General features: G+C 42.6%; 13 protein-coding genes. 12 read left to right on the forward strand and 1 reads right to left on the reverse strand.

Annotated elements, in window-relative coordinates:
- Window positions 1–19 precede the first annotated feature (19 nt).
- From groL to AC4PGZ_RS03415, 4 genes are all read left to right on the forward strand, one after another.
- Window positions 20–1,642, forward strand: coding sequence for a chaperonin GroEL (groL, locus tag AC4PGZ_RS03400; protein WP_492159642.1), 1,623 nt, complete (start codon window positions 20–22; stop codon window positions 1,640–1,642).
- 195 nt (window positions 1,643–1,837) lie between these two features.
- The gene (gene glyA, locus AC4PGZ_RS03405; protein WP_492159643.1) at window positions 1,838–3,067 is read left to right on the forward strand and encodes a serine hydroxymethyltransferase; all 1,230 of its coding nucleotides are present in this window, start codon (window positions 1,838–1,840) and stop codon (window positions 3,065–3,067) included.
- Window positions 3,068–3,236: 169 nt separating this feature from the next.
- Window positions 3,237–4,598, forward strand: coding sequence for a Trk system potassium transporter TrkA (gene trkA / locus AC4PGZ_RS03410; protein ID WP_492159644.1), 1,362 nt, complete (start codon window positions 3,237–3,239; stop codon window positions 4,596–4,598).
- Window positions 4,599–4,619: 21 nt separating this feature from the next.
- On the forward strand, window positions 4,620–6,077 hold the full coding sequence (locus AC4PGZ_RS03415) for a TrkH family potassium uptake protein (protein WP_492159645.1): 1,458 nt from the start codon (window positions 4,620–4,622) through the stop codon (window positions 6,075–6,077).
- A gap of 70 nt (window positions 6,078–6,147) precedes the next feature.
- Here the strand turns inward: AC4PGZ_RS03415 and AC4PGZ_RS03420 are convergent, their stop codons facing one another.
- On the reverse strand, window positions 6,148–7,539 hold the full coding sequence (locus AC4PGZ_RS03420) for a sigma-54 interaction domain-containing protein (RefSeq protein WP_492159646.1): 1,392 nt from the start codon (window positions 7,537–7,539) through the stop codon (window positions 6,148–6,150).
- A gap of 159 nt (window positions 7,540–7,698) precedes the next feature.
- Here AC4PGZ_RS03420 and AC4PGZ_RS03425 point away from each other — a divergent pair, with 159 nt between their 5' ends.
- From AC4PGZ_RS03425 to orr, 8 genes are all read left to right on the forward strand, one after another.
- Complete coding sequence (locus AC4PGZ_RS03425) at window positions 7,699–8,406, forward strand: TVP38/TMEM64 family protein (RefSeq protein ID WP_492159647.1); 708 nt, start codon at window positions 7,699–7,701, stop codon at window positions 8,404–8,406.
- A 482-nt stretch (window positions 8,407–8,888) separates the two neighbouring features.
- Window positions 8,889–9,950: a 2,4-diaminopentanoate dehydrogenase gene (ord, locus tag AC4PGZ_RS03430; RefSeq protein ID WP_492159648.1), complete on the forward strand. Its 1,062-nt coding sequence runs from the start codon at window positions 8,889–8,891 to the stop codon at window positions 9,948–9,950.
- Between the two features lie 125 nt (window positions 9,951–10,075).
- The gene (gene ortA / locus AC4PGZ_RS03435) at window positions 10,076–10,375 is read left to right on the forward strand and encodes a 2-amino-4-oxopentanoate thiolase subunit OrtA (RefSeq protein ID WP_492159649.1); all 300 of its coding nucleotides are present in this window, start codon (window positions 10,076–10,078) and stop codon (window positions 10,373–10,375) included.
- On the forward strand, window positions 10,375–11,781 hold the full coding sequence (ortB, locus tag AC4PGZ_RS03440; RefSeq protein ID WP_492159650.1) for a 2-amino-4-oxopentanoate thiolase subunit OrtB: 1,407 nt from the start codon (window positions 10,375–10,377) through the stop codon (window positions 11,779–11,781). The genes ortA and ortB overlap by 1 nt, the downstream gene beginning before the upstream one ends.
- 27 nt (window positions 11,782–11,808) lie before the next feature.
- Window positions 11,809–12,174: an ornithine aminomutase subunit alpha gene (locus AC4PGZ_RS03445; protein WP_492159651.1), complete on the forward strand. Its 366-nt coding sequence runs from the start codon at window positions 11,809–11,811 to the stop codon at window positions 12,172–12,174.
- An 8-nt stretch (window positions 12,175–12,182) separates the two neighbouring features.
- Window positions 12,183–14,393, forward strand: coding sequence for a D-ornithine 4,5-aminomutase subunit OraE (gene oraE / locus AC4PGZ_RS03450; RefSeq protein WP_492160242.1), 2,211 nt, complete (start codon window positions 12,183–12,185; stop codon window positions 14,391–14,393).
- Window positions 14,393–15,787, forward strand: coding sequence for a GlmL-related ornithine degradation protein (locus AC4PGZ_RS03455; RefSeq protein WP_492159652.1), 1,395 nt, complete (start codon window positions 14,393–14,395; stop codon window positions 15,785–15,787). Before oraE ends, AC4PGZ_RS03455 begins: the two co-directional genes overlap by 1 nt.
- Window positions 15,788–16,855, forward strand: a complete 1,068-nt coding sequence (gene orr / locus AC4PGZ_RS03460) for an ornithine racemase Orr (protein ID WP_492159653.1) — start codon at window positions 15,788–15,790, stop codon at window positions 16,853–16,855. It abuts the gene before it with no gap.
- The last annotated feature ends 67 nt before the right edge of the window (window positions 16,856–16,922 follow it).

The following is a 16,922-nucleotide window of genomic DNA, read 5'->3' on the forward strand; positions in this document are numbered from 1 at the left end:
TAATTGGAGGAATCGTATCATGGCAAAAGAAATCAAATACTCAGAAGACGCAAGAAAATCACTGGAAATCGGTGTCAACAAGCTTGCTGACACAGTAAAGGTAACACTTGGACCAAAAGGAAGAAACGTAATACTCGATAAAAAATTCGGAACACCGCTGATAACAAACGACGGAGTTACAATAGCCAAGGAAATCGAGCTTGAAGATGCATTCGAGAATATGGGAGCTCAGATAGTAAAGGAAGTAGCTACAAAGACAAACGACGTAGCCGGAGACGGAACTACTACAGCTACAGTGCTTGCACAGGCAATAATCAGAGAAGGCCTCAGAAACGTAGCAGCAGGCTCAAATCCTGTACTTCTGAGAAAAGGTATCAACAAGGCAGTAGAGGCAGCTGTAAGAGCCCTTAAAGACGATTCAAGGACAATCGAGAGCAAGGACTCCATATCACAGGTAGCAGCAATCTCAGCTGGAGATGAAGAAGTAGGAAAGCTCATCGCCGATGCCATGGAAAAAGTCGGCAAGGACGGAGTAATCACTATAGAAGAATCAAAATCAATGAACACTACGCTTGAGGTAGTAGAAGGAATGCAGTTTGACAGAGGATACCTTTCATCATACATGGCAACAGACATGGAAAAAATGGAAGCAAACCTTCAGGAGCCGCTGATCCTTATCACAGACAAGAAGATAAACAACATACAGGAAATACTTCCAGTGCTAGAGCAGATCGTTCAGCAGGGAAGAAAGCTTCTCATAATAGCAGAAGACGTAGAGAGTGAAGCTCTTGCAACGCTTGTAGTCAACAAGCTCAGAGGAACATTTGAGGTAGTTGCGGTTAAGGCACCTGGATTCGGAGACAGAAGAAAGGCAATGCTCGAGGACATCGCAGTTCTTACTGGCGGACAGGTAATATCAGAAGAAGTAGGGCTTGATCTCAAGGAAGCAGAGCTTTCAATGCTGGGAAGAGCATCAAGCATCAAAATAACAAAAGAGAACACAGTGATCGTAAATGGAGCAGGAGACAAAAAAGCCATCGAAGACAGAGTGTCTCTCATCAAGAGACAGATGGAAGAGACTACTTCAGACTTTGACAGAGAAAAGCTTCAGGAGAGACTTGCAAAGCTTTCGGGCGGAGTAGCAGTAATCGAAGTCGGAGCAGCTACAGAGACAGAACTCAAGGAAAGAAAGCTCAGAATGGAAGACGCGCTCAATGCCACAAGAGCAGCAGTTGAAGAAGGTATAGTTTCAGGAGGAGGCTCAGCCCTTGTAAACATACTTGCAGACGTTGAAAAAGTAGTAGATGAGCTTGCCGGAGAAGAAAAAATTGGAGCAAGAATAATCGTAAAAGCACTTCAGGAGCCTCTTAAGCAGATCGCGATAAATGCAGGACTTGAAGGCGCAGTAATCGTAGAAAACGTTAAGAAGGCAGGAAAAGGAATGGGATTCGATGCCCTTAACGAGAAATATGTAAACATGATCGAAGCTGGAATAATCGACCCTACAAAGGTTACAAGATCAGCACTTCAAAATGCCGCATCAGTTGCAGGAACATTCCTTACAACAGAAGCCGCAGTAGTAGACATTAAATCAAACGAGCCAATGATGCCAATGGGCGGCGGAATGGGCGGAATGATGTAATTCAATGTCAAACGTCGAATAAATAATAATAATATAAAGAAGTCTTTTGAAAGCACAATCTGCTTTCATCAGGCTTCTTTTTTTAACATGTTTTGTCCTCAATTAGTTTCAAGAATCCTTGAAAAAATCTAATTATTCTGTTAAGATGGACTTAGCAGTTATGTTATCAATTTCATCTTAAACAGGAGGGTGTATATGAATTTTGAAAATTTAATTAAACAGGACCCGCAAGTAAATGAAATACTCGAAAGAGAGCTTCTCAGGCAGCAGAGAAATATAGAGCTGATCGCTTCGGAAAACATAGTATCAAAAGCGGTTATGGAAGCTATGGGAAGCTATTTTACAAACAAGTATGCAGAAGGATATCCGGGAAAGAGATATTACGGAGGCTGCGTGCACATAGATGAAGTAGAAAATCTTGCCATCGAAAGACTTAAAGAGCTTTTTGGAGCAGAATATGCAAACGTTCAGCCACACTCAGGCTCACAGGCAAATATGGGAGTTTACTTCGCACTGCTTGAGTACGGAGACAAGGTGCTTGGAATGGACCTTTCACAGGGCGGCCACCTTACACATGGATCACCAGTAAATATCTCAGGAAAATATTTCAACTTCATAGCATATGGAGTGGATAAGGAAACTGAGCAGATAGATTATGAAAAACTAAGAGAAATAGCACTTGCAGAAAAGCCAAAGATGATAGTTGCAGGCGCGAGCGCATATTCAAGAGAGATCGATTTCAAGCGTATCGGTGAGATAGCAAAAGAAATCGGCGCGCTGTTCATGGTAGACATGGCTCACATAGCAGGGCTTGTAGCAGCTGGACTCCATCAGAACCCAGTGCCATATGCAGACGTAGTAACTACTACGACTCACAAGACTCTCAGAGGACCAAGAGGAGGAGCTATTCTCTGCAAGGCTGAGTATGGACCTATGATAGACAAGGCGATTTTCCCTGGAATACAGGGTGGACCGCTTGAGCATATAATAGCCGCAAAGGCAGTGAGTTTTTATGAGGCGCTTCAGCCTGAATTCAAGGAGTACCAGGCTCAGGTAGTAAAAAACTGTAAAAAACTTGCAGATGAGCTCATGGCAAGGGGCTTCAAGCTCGTAGCAGGCGGAACGGACAACCACCTTTTAATGATAAATCTAATAAACAGAGATATGACTGGAAAAGAAGCAGAGACTCTCCTTGACGAGGCTCACATTACAGTCAACAAGAACTCCATCCCGTTCGATCCACAGAACTTCTTCAAGACAAGTGGAGTAAGGATAGGTACTGCTGCAGTAACTACAAGAGGGATGAAGGAAGAAGACATGATTACCATAGCAGAGGTAATAGACCTTGTGCTCACTCACAGAAAGATAGAAGAAGCTGCAAAAATCGTTGTGGAGCTTACAGACAAGTATCCAATATACAGCTAAAAAAAATCAATTTATAAATAAAAAATCAAAATAAAATTAATTTTTTGAGAAACACCTCTACGGGGGTGTTTTTCTTTACAATTAATCATAATTGTGTGATATAATATTGAGCTGTAATGGATTAAAGAGTATAATCAAAATCATGAGAATGATTTGAAAGGAAATGGAAATGAGAATAGTAATCGTTGGAGACGGAAAAGTAGGATATGCTCTTACAGAACAGCTTTCAAGAGAAGGACACGATGTATTTGTAATAGACAGCAATCCAAAGGTTTTACAAAATTCAATGGAGACTCTGGATGTAATGGTACTTGAGGGAAACGGAGTAAGTCTTAATGTTCAGATAGAGGCAGGTGTTCCCGAAAGCGACATTCTTATAGCAGCTACATCTGCGGACGAAACCAATCTGCTGTGCTGCATTATAGCCAAAAAGCTTGGATGCAAATATACCATAGCCAGAGTGAGAAATCCTGAATATGCAGAGCATACGGAGTTTCTCAAGAACGATCTCGGACTTTCCATGACCATAAATCCTGAGAGAAGAGCTGCCAGAGAAATGTTCAGGCTGCTTCAGTTTCCGGATTTTCTAAAGAGAGACTCATTTGTCAGAGGAAGAATTGAGCTTGTAGAGCTCAAGGTAAAGGATAAAAGTCCGATGCTTGGGATGAAGCTAAGCGATCTTTATGCAACTGCAAAGGTAAAAGTTCTTGTATGTGCAGTCGAGAGAAACGGAGAGATACACATACCGACAGGAAGCTTCGTGCTCGAAAAGGACGACAAGATAACCGTAGCGGCTCAGACTATAGACCTGGTAACGCTGATAAAGAATCTCAAGATAAGAAATTATAAGATAAATGAAGTAATAATAATAGGCGGAAGCAATATAGCGGTATATCTCTCTGAGCTGCTCATAGAGAGCGACGTAGAGGTAAAGATAATAGAGAAGGATTACAACAGATGCCTCCTGCTGGCAGACCTTGTTCCTGAGGCTCTCATAATACACGGGGATGGCTCGGTAAAGGAAACACTTTCCTCAGAGGGACTGCAGAAGACGGATGCGCTTATAACGCTTACAAACATAGATGAAGAAAACATAATCCTGTCGATGTATGCAAATCACCTCGGGGTGCCAAAGACCATAACGAAGGTAAACCGAATAGAATACAGTGAGATATTCCAGGAAAAAGGCGTGGATTCGATGGTTAGTCCAAAGCTTCTTACGGCTAGCGAGATAGTGAGATATGTACGATCTATAGACAACAACACAGACAATGCAGTCCTCAATCTTTACAGGATCGCAAACGGCAAGGCAGAAGCACTTGAATTCCAGGTGGACAGCACAATCAGAAACATAAATGTGCCTCTCAGCCAGATAAAGCTCAGAAAAGGAATACTCTTCGTGTCCTTCTCGAGAAAAGGGAAAATGATAATACCAAACGGAAATGATGTCATGAAAGAAGGAGACCTTGTAGTCATAGTCACTTCGGGATCTCATATGATACAGCACCTCAATGACATATTCCTTGACTGATATTGAAAAAAGGAAATCAAAATGAACATTAAAATGATAACATACCTGATAGCCTGGATTCTTAAGATAGAAGCAGTGTTCATGGTACCGGCGCTTCTTATAGCAATGGCGATCAAAGAGAGCGAATCCTTTACAGGATTTCTTGCAGCAATCATAATATCTTTCATAGTCAGCTCAATCATATCATTTCACAGGCCGGAAAAATTCAACTTCTATGCAAGGGAAGGATTTGTTACAGTAGCGCTTTCGTGGATACTTATGTCCTTCTTTGGAGCGCTGCCTTTTTATATAAGCGGACAGATACCGAGTTTCGTAGACAGCTTCTTTGAGACGGTATCAGGGTTTACTACTACGGGATCGAGCATACTCACAGACGTAGAGGCTCTTGACATGAGTCTTCTTTACTGGCGAAGCTTCACTCACTGGCTTGGAGGAATGGGAGTGCTTGTATTTCTGCTTGCCATAATACCTCTTACAAAAGGAAAGGGACATTCCCTGCATCTTCTCAGAGCAGAAAGCCCGGGGCCAGTCGTGGACAAGCTCGTTCCAAAGCTTCAGAAGAGTGCAAAGCTGCTCTATGGAATATATGTGGTGCTTACATTCATTCAGATCATGATGCTGATAGCGGGGGGGATGCCGGTTTTTGACAGCGTAGTCAACTCCTTCGCAACAGCCGGCACAGGCGGATTTGCGATAAAGAATGCAAGCATAGCCGCATATGACAGCTACTATCTCCAGAGCGTGATTACCGTATTCATGGTGCTTTTTGGAATAAATTTCAACGTTTTTTACCTTATACTCGCAGGTGAGATTTCTGCAGCGCTCAGAAATGAAGAGCTCAAGGTATACCTGGGGATACTTTTTACTGCAATAACGCTTATAGCAATCAATACCAGAGGTCTGTACAGTGGATGGTTCGATGCATTTCACCATGCAGCATTCCAGAGCGCTTCGATAATGACTACAACAGGATTTGCAACTACAAATTTTGATCTCTGGCCGCAGTTTTCCAGATATACGCTTGTGATGCTTATGTTCATTGGAGCCTGTGCCGGATCTACGGGCGGAGGGATCAAGATATCAAGAATAATAATACTCTTTAAATCTCTCAAGATAGAAATAGAAAAGATGATGCATCCAAATTCTGTCAAGGTCGTAAAGCTCAACAAAAAAACTATAACAGAGCCTACGATAAGAGGCGTGAATGTATTTATGGTAGCTTATACTGCGATACTTGCATTCTCCGTACTCTTCATAAGCCTGGATAACTTCAGCTTTGAAACGACCGTGACAGCAGTGATTTCTTGCATGAACAACATTGGCCCCGGACTCGACATGGTAGGACCGGTAGGTAACTTCTCTGAGTTTTCGGACATGAGCAAGCTCGTGCTCTGCATGGACATGCTTCTTGGAAGGCTCGAGATATTCCCGATGATAATGCTTTTTGCGCCGAGCACGTGGAAGCAGTCCGTAAGATAAATAAAAACAGAGCAATCAAGCGTGAAGCCTGAGAGCTCTGTTTTTCTATGAACGGATTCATAAATATTTATTATCTTATATCATATTTCTTCAGCTTGTGCTGTAGAGTCTGACGCTTTATCTTAAGAAGATCGGCGGTTCTTGAAATGTTTCTGCCGCTTTCTATATAGAGGCTGTGTATGACATTTTTTTCTACAGATTCCACGAGATTTACAAGTCCAACATCCCTGACGTCCTGATTGAAGTCTGCATTATTTCGCCTGGATTCAGAAACAGAATGTATGTTGATGAAATTCTCGTTTATCACATGCTCATCATCAAGCAGAGAAATAGCGCCCATGATGAGGTTCTCGAGCTCCCGCACATTGCCAGGATAATCGTGAGCGAGGAGCTTTTCCTTTGCCTTGTCTGAGAGTATCCACACATCCTTGCCAAATTTATCGTTGTATTTTTCGATAAATTTCTCGCACATTGGAAGTATGTCATCCTTTCTCTCACGAAGGGGTGGTATGCTGATGGATATTATATTCAGCCTGTAAAAAAGGTCTTTTCTGATCTTGCCGTTACTTATTATGACTTCGGCCGGCTCGTTGCTTGAAGCTATTATCCTTACATCCACAGGAATGTCCCTGGTTCCTCCGACTCTTCGTACATAGCCCTCCTGCAGAACCCTCAGCAGCTTTGCCTGAGTATCGTATGGCATGGAGTTTATCTCGTCAAGCAGAAGCGTGCCTCCGTTTGCCTGCTCAAATAGCCCTTCTCTGTCGACCGCTCCGGTAAATCCTCCCTTTGCAGTACCAAAAAGCAGCCCCTCCAGAAGACTGTCAGGGATTGCAGCACAGTTCTGAGCGATAAAAGGCTTATCCTTTCTTATGCCGTCAAAATGTATGCTCTGCGCAATCAGCTCTTTTCCGGTTCCGGTCTCCCCATATATGAATACAGACGCATCGGTCTTGCTTGCTCTCTTTGCAATCTCCAGAGTCTTTTTGAAGGAAGCGCTTCCTCCTGTTATATTGTGGAACCTGTACTGCCTTATGCGCATGTTCTTGCTCTCTGAAGGCTTGTGGATATCCTTCTGCAGCTCCAGGATAGTGTCCGTCATTTCCTTAATCTGGGTGATATTTTGTGCAATCTCAAGGGCGGCAACCACATTGTCCTCATCTATTATAGGAATGGTGGTGTTTATAGTGGTTATCTCCTTGCCGTATTTGTTGATATATGCCTGATTCTTGTCCTTGATGACGGTACGGTTGTTAAGGCTCTTGAGAAGCGTGCTGTCCTCGACATCCTTGAAAACGTCCTGGAAAGGCTTGTTTATTACCTCCTTGCCGGTTAGCTTTTCAAGATCGGCCATTCTCTCATTGTATATTATGGTCTTGCCATCTCTGTCAATGACATGGACTCCTTCATTTATATATTTTATGAGCTCCATAAAGAGCATCTTGTATTCCTTAAGCTTCATTATAAGGCACCTCCTGTCTGGATGATAAATCATACATTTATATATTATCATAAAAACACATGATTATGATATAATAAAACAAACTGTAAAAATTGTAAAGGAATAATTGAAACGAAAATATAAGGTATAATTGAAATGAATATAGAAGGGGAAAATAATTTGAGAATATTTAAGATAGTGATGATGATTTCAGCAGCAGTGGCATTCATAATGCTTTCGGTACTGATATCAGCAAAGCTCTATCCTGTCATGAACGAGCTTGCTGCCAGTCCGCAGAAGATGATGGAGCTGAAAAGCTGGATAGAATCATATGGACTGTGGGGAAGCATGATCCTTATGGCCGTGCAGGTACTGCAGGTCATAGTATCGGTAGTTCCGGGAGGGCCTGTTCAGATACTGTTCGGGATGATATACGGAACCTGGAAAGGGCTGATTTTCAGCCTCGGCGGGATGTTCGCAGGATCGATGATCGTGTTTTTTCTCATAAGGACCTTCAAATACAGGTTCATAACCCTGTTCATAAGCAGGGAAAAGCTTGATGAATACCGTTTCCTGAAGGATTCTCCAAAGCTTGAAAAAATTCTTGCCGCACTTTTTCTTATACCTGGAGTCCCAAAGGACACTCTCGTATACTATGCTGCGCTGACAGAGCTCAGCATGAAAAAATTCATATTTATAGCAGTCATTATGAGAATCCCGTCCATGCTTTTCTCAACGCTCATTGGCGACAATCTTGGCATGGGAAACCTCGAAGGAGGGCTCTGGATCCTTGCGGCGCTTTGTATCGCTGGCATAGCAGGAATGATTTATCACAGATATTTCATCAGGATATCGACAGCAAAAAAATCATTTCAGGACGCAATATAAGAAAAAATATATTATCGGAGAGTGGAGTGCAAAAATATTTGCACAATGCCTCCGGTTTTTTTACGCCTGAAATCGTGAAAACGTTTTACCGGAAGCGACATTGAATCACAAATGGTCAATAAATCGAATATACTGAAAATTCAAGCTTGCATACATATTATTAATTGTTTGCTTCAAGAAAACACAGCGAATGAAAAATCCTGATATTGCATACATATACTAAAAATACAGCACAAATGCAAAATAATTTGCTCTTTGATGCAAAAATATTTGCTACAAAATGCAAATTTAATGAAAATTTCACGAAAAACAGAGAAAACGTTTTACCAAAAATTTAACAAAAGAAATTCAAATTTCTGAAAATAGGCAAAATCAATACTTTTAAAAAATATTTTCGCATAATTGCCAAGTTTGGCACGGGTATTGCATATATTATTGGTGTTGATAATTAATCAGAATGAAATTCAAGGAGGAAAATAAAAATGGAAAATGTAAAAGTAATAATCTGGGGACTCGGAGCAATGGGTGGCGGAATGGCTGACATGCTTCTTAAGAAAAAGGGAGTAGACATAGTAGGAGTAATCGGAAGAGGATCTAAGATCGGAACAAGCATGTTCGATTACATCAAGACAGAGAGAGGCGACAGACCAGATGTACTTATCCAGTCAGAAGAAGACCTTTTAAAAGAAAAGGCAGCTGACGTTGTGCTTCTTTGTACAGATTCATTTACAAAGGATGCATTCCCAAAAATCAAGAAAGTTGTTGAGTGCAAGATGAACGTTGTTTCTTCAGCAGAAGAAATGGCATACCCAAAAGCACAAAGCCCAGAGCTTGCAGCTGAGATTGACAAGCTTGCAAAAGAAAACGGAGTATCTGTTCTTGGAACAGGAATCAACCCGGGACTTATCATGGACCTTCTTGTTGTAGTTATGACAGGATGCTGTGAAGAAGTTGAGAGCATACTTGCAAGAAGAGTAAACAGCCTTTCTCCATTCGGACCAGCTGTTATGCATGAGCAGGGAATTGGTATAACTGTAGATGAGTTCAACAAAGGCGTAGAGGACGGAACTCTAGCTGGACACGTTGGATTCCACGAGTCAATCGGAATGGTTGCAGATGCAATAGGCTGGAAGCTTAGCGCACCAGTTACTCAGTCAATGGAGCCAATCGTAACTGACGTAGACAGAAAATCACCATACGGATTTGCAAAAGCTGGAGACGTTGCAGGTTGTGCAATGAAAGGATTCGGATACGTTGATGGAGAGCTTAAGATCGAAATGGATCACCCACAGCAGATCGAGCCAGAGCAAGTTGGAGTACAGACTGGAGACTATGTAATAATCAAAGGAACTCCAAACGTGAACATGGTTAACAGCCCAGAGGTTCCAGGTGGAATCGGAACAATCGCTATGTGCGTAAACATGATTCCTCAGACAATAAACGCAAACCCAGGACTACACACAATGATAGACCTTCCAGTGCCAAGAGCTATAATGGGAGACATGAGAGAGCTTATCTGCCCAGACAAAAAAGTAGTAAAATAATAGACATTACACTGGTAACGCGTTGCTTATGGTAACGCGTTACTGTTATGAAGCGGTTTTGAGAAAAAAATAACATTTAAATGGTGAATATTATTAAGATGTTGTTAAAGAAAGAGGGAAAAGAAATGGTTAAAAAAGGTGAGTGGGTAATAATTCACAGAAACATTCTGACACCTGAGCAGAGAGCTCCACAGGTACCAGATGATACAAAAAAAGTGCCACTTGAAATGTGGGTTAAGGGATACTTAAACAGTGATGCGCAGATCGGTGACGAAGTTGAGATAACTACAAGAACAAAGAGAGTAGAAAAAGGAACTCTTCTTGAAGTTAATCCATACTACAAGCATGACTTTGGAAAATTCGTACCAGAGCTTAACATAATGAGCGAACAGGTAAGAGACCTGCTTTTTGGAGGTGACAAGTAATGAACAGAGATAACAGCTATAGCGCAGTAATCGCCAGAAAACCGGAAATAATGAAGGCATCAGTAGGAATAGACTACAGCATCTTCGAAAGCGGATCTATCGGATTCGACTATGAGAGAATGATGAAAGAGACAGGATACACACTTGCTGAAATGCAGGACATCCAGTACTCAACAGGAGTAGGCAACACTCCGATACTTGAGCTCAGAAACCTTACAGCACTTGCAAGAAAACTGGCACCAGAAGGAAAAGGCGCAAGAATATTCATAAAAGACGAAGCATCAAATCCATCAGGATCATTCAAGGCAAGAAGAGCGGCAAACGCAGTATACCACGCTAAAAAGCTTGGTTACAAGGGAGTTATAGCAGCAACAAGCGGAAACTACGGTGCAGCAGTTGCTTCTCAGGCAGCGATGCAGGGACTTAAATGCATAGTTGTTCAGGAATGCTATGATTCAAAAGGCGTAGGCCAGCCTGAGATAATAGAGAAGGCAAGAAAATGCGAGGCTCTTGGAGCAGAAGTAGTTCAGCTTTCAGTAGGACCAGAGCTTTTCTACAAATTCCTTCTTCTTCTTGAAGAAACAGGATACTTCAACGCATCTCTTTACACACCATTCGGAATAGCAGGAGTTGAGACTCTTGGATACGAAATCGCAATGCAGTGCAGAGAGAAATACGGCAAGGATCCGGACGTAGTAGTTTGTACAAACGCAGGTGGAGGAAACCTTACAGGAACAGCAAGAGGACTTATAAAGGCAGGAGCAGAGTCTCAGATAGTAGCAGCCAGCGTAAACCTTAAAGGACTTCACATGGCATCAGACGAGCAGTTCAACAAAAAGTCATTCACAACAGGACACACAGGATTTGGAATACCATTTACAACATGGCCAGACAGATCAGACGTTCCAAGATCAGCAGCAAGACCAATGAGATACATGGACAGATATGTTACAGTGACTCAGGGATCAGTATTCTACATGACAGAAGCACTTGCAAGCCTTGAAGGACTTGAAAAAGGACCAGCAGGAAACACAGCGCTTGCAGCAGCATTCGCACTTGCTCAGGAAATGGATCAGGATCAGATGATACTTGTTCAGGAGACAGAGTACACAGGAGCAGGAAAACACATCCAGCCACAGCTTGCATTCGCAAAAGAAAATGGCATCGAAGTAGTGTTTGGAGATCCATCGGATGAGGTTCCAGGAAAGAACATAGTACTTCCTGCACACCCATCGATGATAAGAGTAAAAGACAGCGACATGGCAAAGCTCAGAAAATCACTTATAAAGAATGCGCTTGAAATGACAGGCAAAGTTCCAACGGACGAAGATATTGAGTTCCTTGCAAAAGAAACAAAATCAGATGTAGAATTTGTTAAAAACGCTATAAGCGAACTACAGAAATAGTCAGTTAAAACAGGAGGAGATATATAAATGAAAAGAGCAGACGATTTCGCTCAAAGAAGAGCACATCTTGCAGATCTTAGCGATCAGGAATTATACGAAAAATTCTGGGCACTTGCATCAGAAATAGCAGATCCACTACTTGAGCTTGGACACAAGAACACAAGTCCATCAATCGAGAGATCAGTACTTCTGAGAATGGGATTCTCATCAATCGAAGCAAAAGCTATAGTTGATGGAGTAATAGACAGAGGACTTATGGGCAAGGGAGCAGGAAACGTAGTTTACAAGCTTGCCAAAGCTCAGAACATAGGAATAAGAGAAGCAGGAGTTGCGCTGGCTGAAGGAAAGCTCTGGTCAGAAGCGGCGGCACTATTCAAAGGAGGTAACAAATAATGTCAGAGATGAAATTAGTTCCTAATGAGAAAATAAATGTAGAGAATATACTCAAAGACCTCGAGTCATACAGACCAAAAAGAAGAGGCTGGACATGGAGAGAATCAAGCAAGGGCGAAAAGCTTGGACCATTCGTATTCAATGACTGTTCAAAACCTCTTAAAAACAGCGTGCCACTTCCATCAGCAAAATACTTCGACAATATAGATCCTCAACCAATGCCTGTTATAACAACAGAAATAGCATCAGGAAGATTTGAAGACGATATAAGACGTATGAGAATGGCTGCATGGCATGGAGCTGACCACATAATGGTTATCAGAACAGCTGGCCAGTCACACTTTGACGGACTTATCGAGGGAACTCCTCAGGGAATCGGCGGAGTGCCAATAACAAGAAAACAGGTAAGAGCACAGAGAAAAGCTCTTGACATGATAGAAGAAGAAGTAGGACGTCCAATCAACTACCATTCATATGTATCAGGAGTTGCAGGACCAGAGGTTGCTGTAATGTTCGCTGAAGAAGGAATCAACGGAGCTCACCAGGATCCTCAGTACAACGTTCTTTACAGAAACATCAACATGATCAGATCATTCGTTGACGCATGTGAGTCAAAGAAAGTAATGACATGGGCTGACATAGCGCAGATAGACGGAGCGCACAACGCGAACGCGACAGCAAGAGAAGCATGGAAAGTAATGCCAGAGCTTATGGTTCAGCATGCACTTAACTCAATATTCTCTGCAAAAGTAGGAATGAAGAAGTCAAACATCTGTCTTTCAACAGTTCCTCCAACAGCTCCTCCAGCACCGAACATGTACCTTGACCTTCCTTATGCAGTAGCACTGAGAGAGATCTTCAAGGAGTACAGAATGAGAGCTCAGATGAATACAAAATACATGGATTCATCAACAAGAGAAGCTACAGTAACACACGTTCTCAACCTTCTTACATCAAAGCTTACAAGCGCAGACATCCAGTCAACTATAACACCGGACGAGGGAAGAAACGTTCCATGGCATATAAACAACATCGAAGCATGTGACACTGCAAAGCAGGCACTTGTTGGTATGGATGGCCTTATGGAAATGATCGAGCTCAAGAAAGACGGAGTATTAAGAGACACAGTAAGAGAGATCAAAGAAAGAGCAGTGCTTTTCCTTGAAGAGATCAAAGAAGCTGGCGGATTCTTCCACGCAGTTGAGCAGGGATTCTTCGTTGACTCAGGAAACTACCCAGAGAGAAACGGTGACGGAATCGCAAGACAGATCGAAGGCGGAGTAGGAGCAGGAACAGTTTACGAGAGAGACGAAGACTACATGGCTCCGGTAACTGCACACTTTGGATACAACAACGTTGCGCAGTACGATCCAGCAGCAGTAGAAAACCCATCATCACTTATAGGCGGATGTACTTTCGAAGACCCGGACAAGATAATCTACATCGACGAGCTTGATGAAACAGACAACGTAAACGTGAGAATGGAAGAGACAAAAGAGCTTAGAAACTCATCACTTGTAAAGCCGGAAGTTGAGTGGATGGGAGACGGAATCGTTCTTCTTACTATGTTCCTTCCTGCTTCAAAGAGAGTTGCAGAGTTCGCTGGACTTGAAATAGCTAAAAAACTCAACCTTGAAGATCCTGAAGTAATCTCAAGAGAGATCATGCAGGAAGCTGAAGGAACAAGAATCGAAATCAAGGGAAGAGTAGGATTCACAATAGATGTAAACACACTTGTAATCCCACCAGAGCCAGAAGTGCTTTCAGACGCAGAGATAAGAGCAGAGATCGAAGCTCAGCCGATGAAGATAGTTTGTGGAACAGTTGGAGAAGACGAGCATTCAGTTGGACTTAGAGAAGTAATCGACATCAAGCACGGCGGAATCGAGAAATACGGTATCGAGGTTCATTACCTTGGAACATCAGTACCAGTTGAAAAGCTTGTTGACGCTGCGATAGAGCTTAACGCTGACGCAATACTTGCTTCTACTATAATCTCTCATGACGACATCCACTACAAGAACATGAAGAGAATCCATGAGCTTGCAGTAGAAAAAGGAATAAGAGACAAGGTTATGATAGCAGCAGGTGGAACTCAGGTAACTCCTGAAATAGCTGTTCAAAACGGAGTTGACGCAGGATTCGGAAGAGGATCAAAAGGAGTTAACGTTGCAACGTTCCTTGTTAAGAAGAGAAAAGAAATGAAAGAAGGTAAATAATGAAAGTTGACGTATTAGTTGCCGAAATCGGTTCAACTACTACGGTTGTCAATGCTTTCAATGATATAGCTACCCCTGACCCGAAATTCATAGGTCAGGGGCAAGCTCCAACATCTGTATTAGATGGAGACGTAAGAATAGGGCTAAAGGGAGCGATTGACGACCTGGCAATGAATCTCGGTACAGACAAGATAGAATATGATGAAATGCTGGCAACCTCAAGTGCTGCCGGCGGTCTTAAGATGACGGTACATGGACTGGTTTTTGACATGACAGCCAGAGCAGCCAAAGAAGCAGCCCTTGGAGCCGGAGCAATAATCCATCAGGTAACAGCAGGAAGACTGAGAAGATCAGACCTCAAGAAAATACAGGAAATAAAACCAAACATAATCCTTATAGCAGGAGGAGTGGACTACGGAGAGAGAGACACCGCAATCTACAATGCCGAGCTCATAAGCGAGCTTGGACTGGACATTCCGATAATATACGCAGGAAACATCGAAAACAAAGAAGAAATAAAGCTTATATTTGAAGAAGCCCACAAAAGCACGAGACTCTATGTTGTAGACAACGTATATCCAAAGATAGACGAGCTCAACGTAGAGCCGACAAGAAAAGTAATCCAGGATGCATTCGAGGATCACATAATACACGCCCCTGGAATGGAGCATGTAAGAGACATGGTAAACGGCCCTATAATCCCGACGCCTGGCGCGGTAATGGAGTGCGCAAAGCTTCTTTATGAATACATCGGAGACCTGATCGTGCTTGACGTTGGAGGCGCTACCACAGACCTTCACTCAGTGACAAAGGGATCCGAAGAAATCGAGAGAATCCAGGTAAGCCCTGAACCGCTTGCAAAAAGAACAGTTGAAGGAGACCTTGGAGTATATGTCAACATGCCGAACATCGTAGAGGTGCTTGGAAAAGACAATCTGAGGGAAGAACTTCAGATAGACATCGACAGGGTAATGGCAGAGTACAAGGCAATACCAAAGAACCCTGATGAGATAAAGTTTGTAGAGAGGCTTACTCTCGAGGCTGTAATAAAAGCAGTTGAAAGACACGCAGGAAAGATCAGATATGTATACGGACCATCAGGAAGAAACACCCTTGCAGAAGGAAAAGACCTTTCACAGGTAAAATACATCATAGGAACCGGCGGAGCGCTTACAAGACTTCCAAACAGGGTAGACATAATGAAGCACATAGCAAGACACAATGACAGCGGATTGCTTCTGTTCCCAAATACCGATGCGCAGATACTCGTAGAGAATGACTATATAATGGCATCGCTCGGAGTGCTTTCAAAGAGGCACGAAAAAGCTGCTATGAAGCTGCTTGCGAAAAGTCTGGGGATAGAAATGCCAGAAAAGAAAAGGAGCGAACAATAAATGTATCCAAGATTGGTAATAGACCTGGAAAAAGTAAAAAACAATGTTCGTGTGATGAGAGAGCTTACAGACAGAGGAAACTGTGAACTCGGACTCGTTACAAAATCTTTCTGTGCAGATCCTGAAATCGTAAAGGCAATAGACAGCGTAGGCATAGACTTTTTTGCAGATGCAAGGATTCAGAATCTGGAATCATACAAAGAAATCAAGACCCCAAAAATGCTTCTTCGTCTTCCACAGCACTGTGAGATCGAAAAAGTAGTCAGCTTTGCCGACATGAGCCTCAACTCAGAGCTCAGCACGATAAAGCTTCTCGATCAGGAAGCCGCAAAGCAGGGCAAGACTCACAAGGTAGTGCTCATGATAGATCTTGGAGACCTCAGAGAAGGAATCTTCTTCAAGGACGAAGATATAATAATGAGCACGGTTGAAGAAATCCTCAAGCTGAAGAACATAAAGCTCCATGGAGTAGGTGTAAACCTCACATGCTACGGAGCCGTTATTCCAAAGCAGGACAATCTTTCAACGCTTGTTGAGATAGCAGGAAAAATCGAATCAAGATTCAACATAAAGCTCGACATGATTTCAGGAGGAAACTCAAGCTCCATATACCTCATAGACAAGGAAGGACTACCTGAAGGAATAAACAGCCTTAGGGTAGGCGAGGCCTTCATACTCGGAAACGAGACTGCCTATGGAGAAAGAGTCGAGGGAACCTTCGACGATGCGATAACCTTTGAGGCTCAGATAATAGAGCTCAAGGAAAAGCCGACGCTCCCAATAGGAGAAATCGGACTTGACGCATTCGGACAGAAGCCATTCTATGAAGACAAGGGCATAGCCAAAAGAGCTATACTGGCAGTCGGCAAGCAGGATACAGACATAGAAAGTATGACAGCGCTCGACCCGGACATATATATCTTTGGTGCAAGCTCAGACCACATGATAATGGACATGACAAACTCAAAAATCGACTACAAGGTAGGAGATACAGTAAGATTCAAACTCGGATACGGAGCACTCCTCAAGCTTTCAACAAGCAAGTATATATCAAGAGTGTACGTATAATCCCCTATAATCCTGTAATATAGCCCCGGAACGCTCAATCCGGGGTGAAATAAATATAAATTAATTA

The sequence above is a fragment of the Proteocatella sp. QWL-06 genome, assembly GCF_058684135.1.

Excerpts from the sequence above, each read along its gene's own strand:
- groL (WP_492159642.1), top strand. The coding sequence starts at position 20 with ATGGCAAAAGAAATCAAATACTCAGAAGACGCAAGAAAATCACTGGAA.
- glyA (WP_492159643.1), top strand. The coding sequence starts at position 1,838 with ATGAATTTTGAAAATTTAATTAAACAGGACCCGCAAGTAAATGAAATA.
- trkA (WP_492159644.1), top strand. The coding sequence starts at position 3,237 with ATGAGAATAGTAATCGTTGGAGACGGAAAAGTAGGATATGCTCTTACA.
- AC4PGZ_RS03415 (WP_492159645.1), top strand. The coding sequence starts at position 4,620 with ATGAACATTAAAATGATAACATACCTGATAGCCTGGATTCTTAAGATA.
- AC4PGZ_RS03420 (WP_492159646.1), bottom strand. The coding sequence starts at position 7,539 with ATGAAGCTTAAGGAATACAAGATGCTCTTTATGGAGCTCATAAAATAT.
- ord (WP_492159648.1), top strand. The coding sequence starts at position 8,889 with ATGGAAAATGTAAAAGTAATAATCTGGGGACTCGGAGCAATGGGTGGC.
- ortA (WP_492159649.1), top strand. The coding sequence starts at position 10,076 with ATGGTTAAAAAAGGTGAGTGGGTAATAATTCACAGAAACATTCTGACA.
- ortB (WP_492159650.1), top strand. The coding sequence starts at position 10,375 with ATGAACAGAGATAACAGCTATAGCGCAGTAATCGCCAGAAAACCGGAA.
- AC4PGZ_RS03445 (WP_492159651.1), top strand. The coding sequence starts at position 11,809 with ATGAAAAGAGCAGACGATTTCGCTCAAAGAAGAGCACATCTTGCAGAT.
- oraE (WP_492160242.1), top strand. The coding sequence starts at position 12,183 with ATGAAATTAGTTCCTAATGAGAAAATAAATGTAGAGAATATACTCAAA.
- AC4PGZ_RS03455 (WP_492159652.1), top strand. The coding sequence starts at position 14,393 with ATGAAAGTTGACGTATTAGTTGCCGAAATCGGTTCAACTACTACGGTT.
- orr (WP_492159653.1), top strand. The coding sequence starts at position 15,788 with ATGTATCCAAGATTGGTAATAGACCTGGAAAAAGTAAAAAACAATGTT.